The following is a 17203-nucleotide window of genomic DNA, read 5'->3' as shown; positions in this document are numbered from 1 at the left end:
GAGATAAACAATGGCAACTAAATATTACCTTCCCGAAGACAAGACACCGCTGCCGCCGAAAAGCGCTGAAGTCCTCACCACCTGCTGCGACTACTGTATCGTCGCTTGTGGTTACAAGGTCTATCGCTGGCCGGTGGGTGTGCCGAACGGGGGCATGAAGGCGTCTGAAAACGCCTTTGGTGTCGACTTTCCCAGTGGTCCGCTGCAGGCATGGGTCGCACCGACGCAACACAATGTCGTGATGCACAAGGGGCGCCCCCATAATGTGGTGGTTATTCCGGATAAAGACGCCAAGGTTGTTAACATTAGTGGTGACTCCTCCATCCGTGGCGGCACGATCGCGCAGAAATGCTACAACCCGGACAAGCCCACCAATGACCGTCTGATGTCACCGATGATCCGCATCAACGGAACCCTGCAACCGGTTTCCTGGGATATGGCATTGGATGTGGCAACGGATCTGATGAAGTACACCGTCAAGCAGTATGGCGCCAACGCTTACGGCATGAAGATCTACTCTTATCAGTTTGTTGAAAACACCTATGCCGGTTCCAAGTTTGCACGTCGTTCCATGAAGACGGCCAACTGGACTATGCACGACACACCGGCCAACGTAACTTCGACACCAGGATTCCGGGATGCCGGTTTCGATAACTTCGGTCCCGCCTATAAAGATTGGGGTGATGCCGAGGTCCTGATGATCTGCGGTACCGATCCCTACGAAACCAAGACAATGATCTTCAACCAGTTCATGAAACCTGCCATCGACGGTGGCCAGAAGACGATCTGGGTGAATGTGCGTGAGACTGCAGGCATCGCGTATGCCAAGAGCCGAGGTAATGCCCTGTTCATCCAACTCGATCCTGGCACCGACACGCCCGTCTTGGGCGCGATCGCCCGGGTCATTATGGAAAATGGCTGGGAGGATAGCGAGTGGATCAAGAAATGGGTCAACAACAAGTGGGAATCCAGCTCAGGCTTCGGCCAGGGTACCCGCAACACCCCATGGCAGTGGCGGACCACCTGGGGCAAATTCCAGACCAAGGGTTTTGAGGATTACAAAAAGTGGAATTTCGCTCAGGATGAGTTCGATCCCAAGAACGCCGCCAAGATCGCCAATATTCCGGTTGAGCAGATATACCAGGCTGCTGAGTGGATGGCCAAGCCCAAGGCCGACGGCACCCGACCGAAGACCTCACTGGGTATCGAAAAGGGCTTCTACTGGTCCAACAATACCGGTAACACCAATGCCGTAAGCTCGCTGGCCACAATCTGTGGCGCAGGCGGTCGTCCCGGTCAGGTGGTCGGTCGTTTCGGCGGACATCAACGTGGCGGCACCAGCGGTGGCGGTTACCCCCGCAACAAGTCGGCCCAGAAACGACCCGGACGTCGTCGCCAGGCATTGGATTGCGATCGTTACTTCTATTCAGGCAACACCCGCTTTGCCCATGTGGTCGGCACCACCTGGATTCAATCCATGTGTGGATCAGGGGGCTTGAACGCCAAGTTCGAAGAGTTGGTCAGCAACAACCCGCATCAGGTACGATCCTTCGACAAGGAGGAGATCGTCGAGACCTTGAAGAAGCGTATGGACAGTGGCGGTACCGTGGTGCTCAATCAGGAGATTTACCTGCACGACCCCATCGGCTCCCGTTTTGCCGATATTGTGTTGCCGGCCGCCACCTGGGGTGAAGAGGACTTTGTCCGCGCCAACGGTGAACGTCGTATCCGTCTCTACTCCAAGTTCTACGACGCACCCGGCGATGCCAAACCTGACTGGTGGATCTTTGCCCAACTGGGTAAGAAGATGGGCTTCGACGGTTTTGACTGGAAGAATTCGAATGAGGTCTGTGAAGAGTCATCCCGTTTCAGCCGCGGTAACCGCAAGGCCTATCACATGATCAAGGTCGCCGCCCACAAAGAGGGCAAGACCTTGCATGAAAAGCTGCGAGAACTGGGAACCGAGGGTATCCAGGGACCGACCTTCTTCAACTACAAGACCGGTGAACTGCTTGGCACCGTACGTCTCCACGACACCACCATGACAGAAGAACAGATGGTGGCGGAGGGCCGTACCCAGGGCGCCAACATGGTCAACAAAAAGAGTACCCACTTCAATTCCCAGACCGGTAAGGTGAATATCCAGAAACATCCCTGGAGCCTGTTCTCCGACTACTGGGCGTGGATGAAACCCAAGGATGACGAGCTGTGGCACACTAACGGCCGCATCAACGAAATCTGGCAGTCCGGTTTCGACGATGTGGACCGTCGCGCCTACATCTCGCAACGCTGGCCCGAGAACTGGACCGAGATCCATCCCGATGACGCCGCCAAACGGGGTATCGAATCGGGTGACCAGGTCCTGCTCTATTCCGACCGTGTTCCCAACTTCAAGCAGACCATCAAGGGTGTACACGGCAAGGACTTCAACTTCGCAGAGTTGTTGCAGAACGGCTGGATCAAGTTGGACAAGGCGGCGGTTACGGCCGTGGCGATCGTCACGCCGCACGTGAAGAAGGGAACCATGTACTCCTACTTCATCAATACCGCCCAGCCCTCCAATGCCCTGCAGGGCCGGGTGCCGGATCAGATCAGTGGTAACTACAACTACAAGATGGGTGTGGCGCGGGTCAAGAAGATCGGCGAATCGAAATACAAGGGCGAATTCCGTTCCATGTCTTTCGCACCGCGCAACGTGGTTTGATACCTTAACAGGCTTATATTGAGGAATCGGGGGGTGGCTTCGGCCATCCCCTTTTTTTGATGTTGATTTCCAGTCCTCAGGCAGTGAATATCTGGACAACAGGAGCATTACGGATTGTATCAATCTCACATGCCTACATCGTAAGACTGATTGATATGTTTTCAAACCCCTAGTGAAAAACATAAGCCCATTCCAATCCACAACGCATAGTTGGATCATCTTGAGAAGGCCATTCCTTATTTTTGTGAAAAACAAGAGTTTTGTTGATGATATTAAGTATAATGATCCGTATTAGATATTATCATGTAGTTCTTCGAATAAGACGCAAGTGGATCAGGTGATGTTAAACGACATTTGCCGAAGTCTATTGAAGAAGGGATTCCAGACAGACCTAGAAAACACTCGCATCGAGTATAACGAACTCGGCACTCTATTTCTTCTTGGTATCGGCGTGATCGGTGCAACTTCCATGTTGCTGTTGCCTTGGTTCGAACTCAAATGGATGGTATATCTGTTTGTCGGTTATGCATTCATAATACCTGCAATAAATCTGTTTATCTCATCCGGCCTGGTATTGTGGTTTTCAATGCTGCAATCCCCGGTGAGTTATGCATTGCTGCTTGCATTGCAATGGATACTACCAACTGACATGGTCTATTTAACGGGCTTTATTTACCCCATTTCTTTCGTTTTCACCTTCCACTTTTATCGCCCTGCTTACTATTTAACAAATTTGATTGTCGTGTTCGGATTGACCGCCTGGGTACTCTTTCTACGTCAAGTACCCTACTGGGATGTATTCGTAATTACCACGTTTGGAGGTACACTGACAATTGGACTGGTTGTAAACAACCTGGTCACCAAGATCCTTAAACTGGCCAACTATGATGCACTGACGGGATTGGCAAACCGCCGCCATTGGGAAGCGATAGTTGCCCACCTGATTGCCCTGGCAAGACGCGAGGAGCATCCGTTAAGTATTGTGTTTTTCGATCTTGATGACTTTAAAAAAATCAACGATAAATTGGGCCGTATGGCCGGAGATAAAGTATTGATAAAAGTCTCCAGGCAGCTAATCAGAATTTCTCGTGATGCCGATATGGTGGCGCGTTGGGGAGGCGATGAATTTGCCTTGGCCCTGCCGAACACGGATAAACAGCAAGCCGAGGCAATGATGTCACGATTAACGACAGAACTCGGTGACATCAGCGTCTCACACGGAATCGTTCTGCTTCAAGCTGACGATACACTTGCAACACTGCTCGCCCGCGCCGATAAGTCCATGTACTCGGCCAAGCTCGAAAAGCACAATGGTAACAGGCAAGTACAACTGTTTGGAATATAGCGTTGCTTCTGTATCCTGTTTAAGTCGCATTCTTAAACAGCCATCACAGCAGTCCCGCCTGGTGAGCTTGCAGTGAGTCCGGCCGCGTTCTTACTGGCGTATGAACGGATCATGGACGAATCACCCCTACCCCATCTGAATACCGGTTGTCGGGATTGTGAGTTCAACCGCTTTTATCCTCTCACCAGTGTACTACTGGTTGTGATAAGACAACCTTACAGACCGACGGCAGTCACAAAGCGTAAGGTATCTAGCCGGCTTCCCGCTCGATAGAACAGCAATGATGACTGATATCAGGTTCGACCGAGAGGATTTCACCGGTCACCGGGTTGGGCCAAAAAGTCGTACATCCTTTCAGGCCCAGCACATAGGCCCGTTTGTAGAGTGACTTGAACTGTTCAAAGGGATAATCGGCAGGCACGTTGATGGTCTTTGAGATCGCATTATCCACATAGGGCTGTAGTGCCGCCTGCATCAGCAAATGATCGTCTGGCGTCAAGGTGTTGCAGTCGACAAAATAATCCGGCCGTGGTTTACCGGGACATACTGTCTGCCATAGCCGCCAGGCATAATCGGTTAATGTATATGTCTGATACTTTCCATCCGGCTGCAGAATCTTTCGCCGGTAATAGAAGTCGAATACCGGCTCCAGGCCACTGCTGGTCGTGTTTGCAAACAGACTGATCGTACCGGTGGGCGCGACAGCAGTCAGATGACTGTTACGAATACCATGCTTCTCTATACCCTGTTGTATCTCATCAGGTAGGGCACGGATAAACGGACTGTGCAGATAGTCAGCCTGATTAAAATAGGGAAATGCACCCTTCTCTTTCGCCAACTCGATGGAAGCCCGGTAAGCCGTATGACAGATTTGGGCCATAACCTTCGCGGCCTGATGTCTGGCCTCCTCATGCCCATAGTTTAAACCCAGCATCATCAAGGCATCCGCCAATCCGGTCATACCCAGACCAATCCGCCTTGTACCCTGCGCCTGCTGTCGTTGCGCCTCTAAAGGAAATCGCGACAAGTCGACCACATTATCCAGAAACCGGACGGCATCGGTAGTGGTCTCATCCAATGTGTGGAGATCCAGTTGTGCTCTTTGAGTGAAGGGTTGCTTGACGAAAGTTGTCAGATTCAGCGAACCCAGATTACAGGCGCCATATGTCGGCAGGGGAACCTCCCCGCAAGGGTTGGTCGCACTGATCCGTTCGCGGTAGGCGAGGTTGTTCATTCGATTGATGGAGTCGATGAACAGCACACCGGGCTCGGCGTACTCATAGGTAGCACGCATGATCCTCTCCCACAAATCACGCGCACGAACACGACGCAATATCCGACAGGGCTCGGTTTGGTGACGATCGGACCAAACGCGCTGTACGACATCATCACTGCATTGATCATTGCCCTGCAATGCCCTGACTGGAAACACAAGAGGCCATGCATCATCCCGGTCGACTGCCTGCATAAAATCGTCGTTGACCTGTACAGATAAATTAAAATGGCGCAGTTCGCCGGGATGCCGCTTGGCATCGATAAAGCGCTCAATATCGGGATGATCGCAACGCAGGCTCGCCATCATGGCACCACGCCGTGCTCCGGTCGATATCAGGGTATCACACGCGGCATCCCATATACGCATGAACGACACAGGTCCGGATGCAATGCTGCCGACACGCCGCGCGGGGAACCCCCGTGGACGAAGGGTCGAAAAGTCATAGCCGACCCCGCCACCCTGCTGCATGGTCAATGCCCCTTCCTTGAGGGCATCGAAGATTGCCTCAAGGGTATCTTCGATACGCCCCATTACAAAACAGTTAAACAGTGTGACATCGTAGGGCACACCTGTACCCGCCAGGATGCGCCCACCAGGCAGAAAGCGAAAACCTCTCAGGATATTCAAAAACCGGTTGGTCCAATCGGATTGCCGATGCGGTTCGATACCGGCAATCCCTCTCGCCACGCGATGCCAGGTATCATCTAGGGTTTCGTCAACAGGCCCTTCATCATCACAATAGCGATATTTGCTATTCCAGATATATTGGGAGACGTCTGATTGAAAAGGGTCGGGTGGCATTTGCTTCACCCCTGTCGAGTCATGGTTGTCATCGTTTCCGGTCAATCAGGATCTAGGTCTTGTCTGATTCATTCCGGATACTGTGAAAAATGGTTGTTGCTGCGTGTCAGTGGCACAAAGGCCACACCTAGGATCGTTTTTTCACTGACCTCCCCAGTCTGACTCTTTTCCACCACAATGAGATCCTGATAGCCATAGGGTTGTCCCACCGGAATCACCAGACGGGCACCCGGTTTTAACTGATCAACGAGCGGTGCTGGCACATCCACTGCGGCCGCGGTGACAAGGATACCGTCGTAGGGCGCATGCTCAGGCCATCCGTGATAACCGTCCGCGTGGCGACAGGAGACATTTTCGTAAGCCAATTTTTGCAATGTTTCCGTAGCCTGCAACGACAGTGTTTCGATTACCTCGACACTATAGACCCGCTTAACCACTCTGGAGAGTACCGCGGCCTGATAACCTGAACCTGTACCCACCTCCAGAACCACCGCGTCCTCACCGACCTCCAGCAGATCGGTCATCAAGGCAACAATATAGGGTTGAGAAATCGTCTGTCCGCAACCGATCGGCAGCGGGCCGTTGTCATAGGCAAAACGGCGTTCTGCTGCCGGCACGAAGGCCTCCCTGGGCACTTCACGAATCGCTTGCATGACCGCCCCACTCAATGCGGAACGGCCAATCATGTGCTGCGTGTAGGCAACTTCCCGTTCGATATCACTGATCATCTGGAGCTGATTTGACATTACTGCAACCCTTAGCCCTCCATAAAGCATCCCTGTTCACCGTACGACCCGGTCATCACTCAGCACCTCAACGCGACCAACTGGCACGCACCTGCCCGGATGCTTCCGGAAAATGAATCTGGAGTTCTCCCTGGTAGGCATTTTTAACTGCCTCGCCAACCCCTTTCGGCAGATGAAACTCCGTGAATGAGATCTCCATATCGCCGGATTCCTTGATATGTGTATCGATGATGCGCTGCAGTGGATGACGGGTCCGCTGTCTTTCAACATGATTGTGAATCAGCCGCATGATCTCCTTTCTGTGTTCATTGAAAAAGGTGCCACTGAGGGTTAGATATCCGGCAGGCACCCTGTCATGGATGCGCTGGCAGGCAGGACAGCGGGTCTCTTTGGCCTCTATGGGGAGGGCCTCACACCACTGCCAACGTCCACCTGTAAACACCGCACCGCATATCTGGCATAGCGTGGGATCTGGCAGTTTGCGTTCACTTCGGTAGGCATCAATACTTCGTTCCTTGATTAGTCTGTCCCTTCTCTTGACTGATGTGTAGCTTGTATTTTGAGACATTATGGCGACCTCCTGGTGAGATGGCGTGAATGTGCTCTTTTTTTTATTGTTCTATCTTAATTGTAGCTCGTGGCCGGCGATCAACCTCCCTATCAATGTCAATGTGACCGGTAAGGTTGAACTGCGCCAGGTCATGTTGCCACCTCAGCATGGGTCTACAATTTTTATAGGGACTGGAATTCCAGACTGGTTGTGAACCGTCTCGTTCTCGCCAAAGATGATTGTGTGCCACAAGGAGTCTTGTCATGACCACTCGCGCACTGCCCCCCGAAGCCCTGTGCCGCCATTGCGACCCGGATCAGTTCAACTTCGACACCACCGATGAACTGGAGGATCTGGAGGGCTTTATCGGCCAGGAACGGGCCACCGAATCACTCCATTTCGGCCTCGGGGTGGAACATAAAGGCTACAACCTCTATGCACTGGGTCCTGCCGGGGCGGGAAAATCCGCCATGGTCAGGAAATTTCTCAAGGCCCTGGCAGCGGAACGTCCCATCCCGTCCGATTGGTTTTATGTCAACAATTTCAGTGATGCCCGTAAACCGCATGCAGTCGCCCTGCCCGCCGGTCAAGGGGTGATGTTCAAGGAGGACATGGAACAGCTTGTCATCGACCTGCAGGAAGCGATCCCCCTGGTATTCGAAAGCGATGAATACCATACCCGCAGACAGGCCAAGGAAGACCGGCTCGAAGAACGCCAGGAAAATGCCATGGCTGCAATGCAGAAAAAGGCGGAGGAGAAACACATCGCCCTGATCAATACCCCGACAGGCTTTACCCTCGGGCCAAAACAGAATGACAAGATCCTCGGTCCGGAACAGTTCCATAAACTCCCGGAGAAGGAGCAGGAGGCGATCGAACAGGATGTCAAAGCGCTACAGGAGGAGCTGCGCAGAACCCTGCACGCCATCCCCCAGTGGCAGAAAGAGGCGCGGGAGGAGATCAGCAAACTGAACAGGGAAATGACCACTTCGGCGGTACACCATCTGATCGATGCAGTGCGGGAGAAATACCGGGATAACGAGGCAGTCATCGCCTTTCTGGACCGGGTAGAGGATGACGTGATCAATAACTATCAGCAGTTCCTCCCCCATGATGAACGCAAACCCACGCTGTTCGGCCTCCCCTTGAGCCAACAGGAGGAAGGGCCGCCCTGGCACTACCGCTACCGGGTCAACCTGCTATTGGCTCACGAGGCCAATGGCGGCGCACCAATCGTCTATGAAGACCTGCCAGGCTACAACAATCTGGTGGGCCGCATCGAGCATCGCGCTCACCTGGGTGCGCTGGAGACCGATTTCACCATGATCAGGCCAGGAGCCCTGCATCGGGCCAATGGCGGTTATCTGATTCTCGACGCGCTCAAGCTGCTGTTCCAACCCTTTGCCTGGGAGACACTGAAACGGGTTTTGCAATCGGGTGAAATCCGTATTGAATCCCTGGCCCAGATCACCAGCCTGATCAGTACCCAATCCCTCGAACCCGAACCGATTCCACTGCATGTCAAGGTTGTGCTGCTGGGGGAACGGCATATCTATTATCTGCTGCAGGCCCTCGATCCGGAGTTCGACGAGCTGTTCAAGGTCGCGGTGGATTTCGACGATGACCTGGTGCGCGACAGTCACAACGAGCACCACTATGGGCAACTGGTCGCCACCCTCGCGCGACAGCACAAACTGCGCCCGTTGGACAGGTACGCGGTGGCGCGGGTGATCGACCGCAGCATGCGGCTGGCAGACGACAACGAACGCCTCAGCAGCCACATGCGCTCCCTCACCGACCTGATCCAGCAGGCCGATTTCTGGGCCGGCGAACAAGGGCATAAACTGATCTCCAGGGACGATGTACAACAGGCCATCGAGGCCCAGATCCACCGCGCAGACAGGGTACAGCAGCGACTGCAGGATGAGGTTGTCCGAGGCACCTTGATGATAGCCACCGACGGTGAAGTCGTGGGTCAGATCAACGGTCTCTCTGTGGTGCTGCTGGGTGATCAGCGCTTCGGCCACCCCAACCGCATCACCGCCCGCGCCCGACTCGCCAAAGGCCAGGTCGTGGACATCGAGCGGGAAGTGGAACTGGGCGGTCCGATCCACTCCAAGGGTGTCTATATCCTTTCAGGCTTCATCGCCGGACGCTATGTGCCGGATTACCCGCTGTCACTCTCCGCCAGTCTGGTCTTCGAGCAGTCCTACGGCGGGGTCGAGGGCGACAGTGCCTCGTCCGCCGAACTCTACGCCTTGCTCTCGGCACTCTCAGGCCTTCCCATTAAACAGCAGTTTGCCATCACCGGGTCAGTCAATCAAATGGGAGAGGTTCAGGCCATCGGTGGGGTCAATGAAAAGATCGAGGGTTTCTTCGACATCTGCCGGACGCGGGGTTTGAGTGGTCACCAGGGGGTGTTGATCCCCTCTGCCAACACCAAACACCTGATACTGCGCGAGGATGTGGTGCAGGCGGTGAAAGCGGGCGAGTTCGCCGTCTATCCCATCGAGAACATCGACCAGGGCATTGCGTTGCTGACCGGCACCCCCGCCGGCACGCGGGACGAAAATGGCGAGTTTCCCGAGGACAGCGTCAACGGCCGCGTGGAGGCGAGTCTGATCCGCTTCTCGGAACGCATGCAGTCAACGGATGAAATGGCCGTCATGGTAACCGGAGAAGATCAATGAACTCCCCTGCCCGTCGCCGCATCACCGTTGTGTTGCTCGATAAACCACAGAGCAGGGAGTTGCTGTCGCTCGGTACAACCATCGCCTCCTTGCTGCAGGCAGAGCTGGAAGGGGTATTCGTTGAAGACGATGCGCTGTTCCGGATCACCGGCCTTCCCTTTCTGCGCGAACTGCGGATAGACAGCCGGAATGAGGCGCGCCTCGACCCCGCCAGGCTGATCCAGGAATGGCGGGCGATTGCGAAACATGCCCGCGAAGACCTGGAGGAATCAGCCAGACGTGCCGGATTGAACTGGAGCTTTCGGGTCTGGCGTGGTGAGTACGACAGCGATCTGCAACAGCTGGCAACAGACTCCGAGATGCTGTTGATGGGCAACCAGGGCGCCCTCGCTTCACGCCGCCTTTCCACCCAGCCGCGACAGACCTTTTCGGTATCCAAGCCCCTCAGGGTTGGGGCCATACTCGATACCGGCATGGCCAGTCAAAAGTTGCTGGAAACGATCACCGAACTTGGGAAGAGTCCCGATATTGGATTAACCCTGTTTCTCACTCCGGATGAAGAGACACCCCAGAAAGCAGCCCTGCAGAGTTACCTGTCGCAACAAGATCCACATCAACTCATCAACGTTGTGTATATCAATGACCTGGAGCCTGCAGCCCTGGCCAATCAACTGAAGAGATCCGCATGCGACTTATTGATGATCAGCGAACAGAGTCCATTGCTGCAGGGACCCACCATCAAGCAAATACTTGAGCGTTTGCCCTACCCCACAGTGGTGGTACGCAAATAACCGATGCACAGATCAAACCATCTAGGGCCTGCCTGTTAACACTAATCCGATGGTACCAAAGAACGATAGGCATGCCAGCTTGCGTGTCCGACCCAGGGTAATGCAATAAGCAATCCCACGAAGTAGGTCATCAGCCCCAATCCTACAATCACTACAATTATAAATGCCCAGAGCATCATGGCAGGCATGTTTTGCAGAACGGATTTGACACTGAGGCGAATCGCGGTGAATCCGTCAATCTTGCGGTCGATAAGTATAGGCACCGTTATTACGCTGATCATATAGGCCCACCAGGCAAAGAAAAAACCGACCATAATGCTTGCTATGGTAAAGTTCCTTCCTTTTTCGGAAAGAAAAACATTACTGAAGAAATTGTCCAGTGGCGGCGAAAGACCCTCATAGAGCAGGGAAAAAAGAACATAGTTCAAGGCTATCCATAGCTGCATCATGATGAAAAAACCTGCGGTGATCATGCTGATCTGGGTATGATTGCTTTTCCACGCCTCCAGTGCGTTACAGGTTTTAAGTGGCTCCCCTTTTTCCAGGTGGGCACTCATCTGATATAGACCGATACCCAGGAATGGAGCAACCAGAAAAAAACCGGCAACGAGAAATGGCAACAGAAACATGCTGTCTGTTGAAAACAGCACAAATGTGAGCAGACCGCTGATCAGTACAATAACGGCACCATAGGTAAGACTGTATCGTGCCGCGTCAATCATATCCCTCCAACCTTTCGCCAACCACTCGAAAGGTTCGGAAAATTTTATTTTATTGACAACGAGTTCGTGCCACCGGGTACTGCCTGTATATGCTGTGGTCTCCATCTTGTAGCCTCCGAGAAAAGCGCTAATGCTTAAATTTTTATTAAATACAGGCATCGACAACGTGCCTAAAAAAAGCCTACAAGGCTTAATATTAGTAATTGATTATGCTGATCCGTAAAAAAACCACGTGACTGAATGGTATTTAACGAAGCTATTATCTTTATTGGTCGTGCGTCTAGTTTAGCTTGTTGTTTGTAGGTTGTGTAATTATATCTCGGCAAGGGTGATTTCAGTTGGCTGCCCTGAGTATAACCAATCGATTATTACCTTTTAACAAGAGACAGATATAAGACATTCTTGTTATACAAAATGTATAAGGCTCAGCAACCATCCACACTCCACTCGCTGACTGATCCGGTATCCAAATGGGATTCAATGTAGGCTTCATGTCAACATTGCCTTGACAACGCCATTCCATCCCAACGCCAGATTGGAACGGTTATACCCCCCTCCTCCCAGTGCAATCATACGACCGTTACAGTATTCATCGGCAAGTTTACTCAGCCGGGCTGCGGCATATTCATGCGCGGCAGGCGTAAACTCCATATGCGTGATCGGATCACCCTGAATGCTGTCGGCGCCCGCCTGAAGTATGATCAGCTCCGGTTTCCCCTGTCGAATAAATGCTTCGACAGAGGGCCAAACACGATGAAAATGGGCGTCATTGGCCAAGGGCGGTAAGGGGACGTTCAGCTTTTTACCTTTGGCTTCCCCCTTGCCGGTCTCTTCCACCGCCCCAGTGCCTGGATAGAGATAACGGCCATCTTCATGGATATCGGCAAAGATCAAATCGGGGTCTGATTCGAAGGCGTAAAACACGCCATCGCCATGATGGGCATCGATATCGATATAGGCGATACGACGAATGCCATGGTTGATCCTCAGGTTTTCGATCAACACCCCGGCATCGTTAAAGACACAAAAACCGGCAGCCGAATCCCGCCGGGCGTGGTGCAGGCCTGCGATGGGAACAAACACCTTTGGGTGTCTCCCGGAAAGGATGGCTTGCATACCATCCAATACGGACCCAACCACAGTACAGGCAGCCTCGTACACGCCTTCAAAGGCAGGGGTGTCACCGGCATCGAGGTAACCGTGGCCGCTCTCCGACTGGATCTTCACCCGATTGATATAGGCCTGGGTATGGAATGGGAGTAACGCCTGCTCACTGCACAGTTGTGGCGTAGCGATAGATACCTGTTTGTCCAATCCCTGCTTGAGCGTCTCTTTCCAGAAGGCCTGAATACGGTCGGGCCCAAAGGGATGCCCGTCACCAAAACCGTAGCGACCCAGGGTCTCACCAAAATAGATAGTGACCGGTTTATCGCTCATAGAAACCACCCACTTTGAGATTCAGCCTCCTATGACGGTCTGCCTATTTCAAGTATAGGCAAGATAACAAATGACTGGCTCAAGCAATGGATGAATTGAAATAACTCATATCAATCCCGCATGCTTTAATCCACCTCATAAATACTCTTTCGATGCCAATATATTATGTAAATGGGCAGCGATCCAAGGATCACCCATGTAACGGGCTGCACGATATGTGGCCATCCAGTTAGAAGTGAAAACCAAACATGATTAGTTTATCTGTTCAGCATAGCTCGCAATTCAATGAACACCACCACCCCCAAAACAATCAATTGCAACACCATGATAACAACCATCCATAGCGGCATGCTCAAACCGAGAAACTGCCATTGAATATCGCCACAGAAACCTGTCGGCTGAAACACCGCTGGCAGCCATCGATCCAGCTTGAACCAAGCCGGAAACTTGGCATTGACATCGCAGCTCAGCGAAGGTTGAACAATACCCAGTTGCAACCCGGACAGTTCCAGTGCCAGATAGAGACACCAGCCGGCCGCCACACCCCAGCCGATATAGCCGATCCATCTGGCGATCGACGAAGTCGGGGCACTCATACCGATAAGCGCCGAGACGAAGATCCCCATCACCGCAGCCCGTTGATAGATACAGAGGACACAGGGATCGAGATCCAAGCCGTATTGAAAATAGAGCGCCGCAGCCTCCAGGATAAGTGCGCTTACCGCCAGTAACAGCCATGGCAGGCGTTTTTGAATGACCAACATATACTTTTCAAAACAGTGAGTGGTGTGCTTATCTTAGCCCATCCAAAGTACTATCCATATATCAATCCCAGAAACCGACGATTGATCATTTTCAATGCCAGGGAGATCGAACAGGCAGTATGTTGATTGTCATATGAAAATTGCAGTCACCAGTCAAAACTTCCGCACCATCACTCAACACGCCGGCAAGACAAGACGCTTCCTGATCTATGAACAGGACCCGGAAACAGGCCAGGCCCATGAACTGGCCCGCCTCAATCTGCCGAAGCAGATGTCGATGCATGAGTTCAGGGGGGATGACCATCCAATCTTCAAGATGAACTACCTGATAACCGGCGGTAGCGGACAGGGATTTGTCCGACGCATGAGGGGTGCTGGTGTCGTAGTCATTGTCACCAGCGAACAGGACCCTCTGACTGCAGTCACGGCGGTGATTGAAGGCAAACCCCTGCCGCCAACTGAAGCGCATGCCCACGGCCAGCCCCATCCGCCAATCATGCCTTGAACAGGATAGGCGGCGGAGCGAATTCAGAAGCCGTAGTTGGCCATCAGCCTGACGAAGTCACCGTCCTCGTGCATGTCGGTGTAGATCAGTTCGAGACCCAGATGATCGTTCAAATCGTATACCGCGTAGTAGTCGGTTTCGTTTGCTCCCTGATCGAAATCCACATGTAGCACACCCACTGCCAGCGCCTCGACACCCGCATACTCGATACCGAATGCCGTTGCCTCCTGATCCTCGATACCGTCAATGGTATGGTCGTCTGCCGATGTAAAATAGGGACCGCCACCGAAACCATTGGTCACCCTACCCGATACATCGTTGTACGCGGCGGTGATTGTGAAATCCGCCAGATTATAGCTGCCGGTGATACCCCAGACATCACCGTCAGGCCCTGACTCACCGCCGGAATCATCCGATTGGGAGCCGATCTGCAGACCGATACTGAAGGCATCGGTCTCATACATGCCTTCCAGGTAGAACAGCTCGGCAAAATCGCTACCCTGGTAGTACCATCCCTGCAGCGTCAGTTGTTCGATGCCCTCGAACACAGCACCGACCGCAGTCAGGCCGTCGTCGCCGTTCAACTCCCGGAATCTTTCCGGAATATCGGCATCGACACCGGCCCATTTATCGAGATGGGTCAGATAGAGTGTGGTACCGGCAATATCGTTATTGCTCAGTAACAGCCCCTGAAATGTATTCGGCACCATGCGAATATCATCGGTATCGGCGTGGGGTGTATCCAGCTCGAAGCGACCGACACGTAGCGCGGTGTTGCTGTATTCTGCCTGGATGTAGGCCTCGCCCAGAATGGCGTAGCTGGCGTTTTCCGATGAGAAAAAATCGCCGTTCTCATCATCGAACAGCTCCCCGGTGGTATAGAAGGTTGCGCCGGCGCTCAATCCCTTCCAGGTCGGACTGATATAGCCGAGCTTACCGCCAATGGCTGAACCGTCCGTTTCATTGCCGGTTTCATCCTCGGCATGGATAACGCCTAGCCTGAGGTTGCCGAAGACACCCTCTTCGGCCAGTGCGGCGGTCACCCCCGAGTGACCAAACAGCACTCCGGCCAGCAATCCAGCCTGGACCATCCTCTTTAGTAACGATCTTTCACTATCAGGCAATAAGGTATTGCGGTGACAGCTCACAGGTTGGGTCACTCTATTCTGGCTGCCAACCACCCGCAAAAGGGGATTAACATCCCGTTTCCGTTCAACAAAGGAGATCCCTGCCGGCACTCTCTCTGCACCGAACGTAGTCAGTCTTGCTTTTTGCATAACTCAATTCCCACTCAGAGTTTAAATTAAGGCTGGCTGGCGTCTGCTGGCAGGCCGAACGGCTTAATGTAAATAAAGAACTGTTTGTCTAGCGATGCTCGAGGTGTCTTATGAAGCCTAAGGATGTACGCAGTTTCATCCCTTTCTCATACCACCGTGAACAGCTATACTCAATAATCGGAATCTTAATACGAATGATTATCGTTTGCAATATGTTTCGCGCTGCTTACTACACACTGATCAGTGCTATCCTTTACATGATCTGTAATACTCGACACCTAAGGCCGAGCACCGCATGGCAAGCCGCTCCCCATGGAAACTTACGATGACCAGTACCAACTATGAATAAACCGCTTGTCTTCCTTGTCCCTATATTGTGGCTCTTTGGCTGTTCCAATAGCAGTGAAGAAGATACTCGTGCAGGTCCAGGTACTGACGAGCGGAAATACAGTGTCTGCGAATGTGTAAACGAGCCCATCAGATCGGGCAAAAAAGCCCAAGCCTGCGGAAAACTTGCGCAGACCCTGCCCGACCACGTGAATCGGGTGATGGCATGTAAAGGCGAAACAGTAAAGGATAAACAACAATAAAAATGATATTTGTTACTGTTTCAGTATTGTTCGCACTTACCACTCCGGTATCGGCAGCCGACCTTGTCTAGCCGTTTTCCGGGAGTATCCCGATCGGCGAATAAAAAGCCGACTTCGTAAAGTACCCTTACCTATCTTCCGCCGCGAGATGCCAAACCGGCGACCGTTGACGGCCGGATCAATATTCGCCTGTATAAGAAGCCGGATGAAAAAAGCAACTTCGAGGTGATCGCGCGTCCTTACTCCGGCAATAGCGGTAAGACCGGGGTCGGCACTGTCGTACAGATCTCAACCCAGGCATAGGAATACCTTGTCGCATGCAAGACGATCGACCAGACCGGTGTGTTGATTGCCGTCTTTACGAGCCGTAGCGGTGGTTATGCGATTGAACAGATTGAATTCGCGGTGATGGAACAGGGCACAGTGTCTCTGAATCTCGATGCGATCCGCAACAAGATGGCAAACTAGGGACGTGTCGCGGCTCAAGTAACCCGCCGGTCTACCCAAGCAACTCCGGTCTTAACATCCAATTGACCCGCCAACTCTCATTATTCACGCGTTCCAAACAGACGACGCTGCCTGGCTTGTAGGCAATGACCGGCTTGTCTCTATCCCCGAGAAGCAAATGCGAAACCAACTTCGCCATAAATGGCAGATGACCGACAACCATTATCTCTTTACCTCCGCCTTTCTTATGCGAATCAAACGCCTTGGGATCGTCATTTAGGTTAATGCCGCCATTTGCTTCCAGCGTTAATCCCGGCGCAATCGCATCGGTCAAACGCCCAGCTGTTTGCATAGCGCGCAGTTTTCCACTGTGGATCACCCTGTCTGGGCGAATGCCGGCCTGTTTAAGAAAAGCGGCGAGCCGATCAATATCCTCCCTGCCCTGGTCGGTCAGGGGTCGATCGGGATCGACCTCTTTTTTGCATGCCTCACCGTGCTGTACGAGATATAGTTTCATGACACCCCCAACCCATAGGCCTCGTGTGATTCGATCAACAC

General features: G+C 52.8%; 14 protein-coding genes. 5 read left to right on the top strand and 9 right to left on the bottom strand.

Features of this window, described 5'->3' with window-relative positions; translation table 11 throughout:
- The first annotated feature begins 10 nt into the window (after positions 1 to 10).
- Both CODIS_RS01005 and CODIS_RS01000 read left to right on the top strand, forming a co-directional pair.
- On the top strand, positions 11 to 2704 hold the full coding sequence (locus CODIS_RS01005) for an arsenate reductase (azurin) large subunit (protein ID WP_069120639.1): 2694 nt from the start codon (positions 11 to 13) through the stop codon (positions 2702 to 2704).
- Between the two features lie 340 nt (positions 2705 to 3044).
- Positions 3045 to 4049, top strand: coding sequence for a GGDEF domain-containing protein (locus CODIS_RS01000; protein ID WP_083220470.1), 1005 nt, complete (start codon positions 3045 to 3047; stop codon positions 4047 to 4049).
- Positions 4050 to 4299: 250 nt separating this feature from the next.
- On the opposite strand, the gene CODIS_RS00995 is transcribed toward CODIS_RS01000, so the two are convergent.
- The 3 genes from CODIS_RS00995 to CODIS_RS00985 all read right to left on the bottom strand — a co-directional run bounded on the left by CODIS_RS00995 (position 4300) and on the right by CODIS_RS00985 (position 7440).
- Entirely contained in the window at positions 4300 to 6126 is a 1827-nt protein-coding gene (locus CODIS_RS00995; RefSeq protein WP_069120923.1) for an adenosylcobalamin-dependent ribonucleoside-diphosphate reductase, read from the bottom strand.
- Positions 6127 to 6194: 68 nt separating this feature from the next.
- Positions 6195 to 6872, bottom strand: a complete 678-nt coding sequence (locus CODIS_RS00990) for a protein-L-isoaspartate(D-aspartate) O-methyltransferase (protein ID WP_069120632.1) — start codon at positions 6870 to 6872, stop codon at positions 6195 to 6197.
- Between the two features lie 67 nt (positions 6873 to 6939).
- Positions 6940 to 7440 (bottom strand): BCAM0308 family protein, encoded by a 501-nt coding sequence (locus CODIS_RS00985; RefSeq protein ID WP_069120629.1) that lies wholly within the window; start codon positions 7438 to 7440, stop codon positions 6940 to 6942.
- Between the two features lie 245 nt (positions 7441 to 7685).
- Here CODIS_RS00985 and CODIS_RS00980 point away from each other — a divergent pair, with 245 nt between their 5' ends.
- Positions 7686 to 10112 carry a Lon protease family protein gene (locus CODIS_RS00980; protein WP_069120625.1) on the top strand — a complete coding sequence of 809 codons (2427 nt, stop codon included), beginning with the start codon at positions 7686 to 7688 and terminating at the stop codon, positions 10110 to 10112.
- Positions 10109 to 10903 (top strand): hypothetical protein, encoded by a 795-nt coding sequence (locus tag CODIS_RS00975; RefSeq protein ID WP_069120619.1) that lies wholly within the window; start codon positions 10109 to 10111, stop codon positions 10901 to 10903. Before CODIS_RS00980 ends, CODIS_RS00975 begins: the two co-directional genes overlap by 4 nt.
- Before the next feature lie 41 nt (positions 10904 to 10944).
- On the opposite strand, the gene CODIS_RS00970 is transcribed toward CODIS_RS00975, so the two are convergent.
- The 3 genes from CODIS_RS00970 to dsbB all read right to left on the bottom strand — a co-directional run bounded on the left by CODIS_RS00970 (position 10945) and on the right by dsbB (position 13826).
- A complete protein-coding gene (locus CODIS_RS00970) occupies positions 10945 to 11730 on the bottom strand; it encodes a DUF2189 domain-containing protein (protein ID WP_069120615.1) in 786 nt (261 codons plus the stop codon).
- 384 nt (positions 11731 to 12114) lie between these two features.
- Positions 12115 to 13062 carry an acetoin utilization protein AcuC gene (locus CODIS_RS00965; RefSeq protein WP_069120611.1) on the bottom strand — a complete coding sequence of 316 codons (948 nt, stop codon included), beginning with the start codon at positions 13060 to 13062 and terminating at the stop codon, positions 12115 to 12117.
- 257 nt (positions 13063 to 13319) lie between these two features.
- Entirely contained in the window at positions 13320 to 13826 is a 507-nt protein-coding gene (gene dsbB / locus CODIS_RS00960; protein WP_069120608.1) for a disulfide bond formation protein DsbB, read from the bottom strand.
- A gap of 133 nt (positions 13827 to 13959) precedes the next feature.
- On the opposite strand from dsbB, the gene CODIS_RS00955 reads away from it, so the two are divergent.
- Positions 13960 to 14331, top strand: coding sequence for a NifB/NifX family molybdenum-iron cluster-binding protein (locus tag CODIS_RS00955; protein WP_069120605.1), 372 nt, complete (start codon positions 13960 to 13962; stop codon positions 14329 to 14331).
- Between the two features lie 23 nt (positions 14332 to 14354).
- Here the strand turns inward: CODIS_RS00955 and CODIS_RS00950 are convergent, their stop codons facing one another.
- The 3 genes from CODIS_RS00950 to sixA form a co-directional block, all read right to left on the bottom strand.
- Positions 14355 to 15608 (bottom strand): OprD family outer membrane porin, encoded by a 1254-nt coding sequence (locus CODIS_RS00950; RefSeq protein ID WP_083220469.1) that lies wholly within the window; start codon positions 15606 to 15608, stop codon positions 14355 to 14357.
- 878 nt (positions 15609 to 16486) lie between these two features.
- The gene (locus CODIS_RS20755) at positions 16487 to 16684 is read right to left on the bottom strand and encodes a hypothetical protein (protein WP_154722958.1); all 198 of its coding nucleotides are present in this window, start codon (positions 16682 to 16684) and stop codon (positions 16487 to 16489) included.
- 13 nt (positions 16685 to 16697) lie between these two features.
- The gene (gene sixA / locus CODIS_RS00940; protein WP_069120599.1) at positions 16698 to 17162 is read right to left on the bottom strand and encodes a phosphohistidine phosphatase SixA; all 465 of its coding nucleotides are present in this window, start codon (positions 17160 to 17162) and stop codon (positions 16698 to 16700) included.
- Positions 17163 to 17203: the final 41 nt, after the last annotated feature.

It is taken from the genome of Candidatus Thiodiazotropha endolucinida (assembly GCF_001715975.1).
GTDB classification, from domain to species: domain Bacteria; phylum Pseudomonadota; class Gammaproteobacteria; order Chromatiales; family Chromatiaceae; genus Thiodiazotropha; species Thiodiazotropha endolucinida.
The sequence above is the reverse complement of the archived record's forward strand: the minus strand, read 5'-3'. Positions and strand labels throughout refer to the sequence as shown.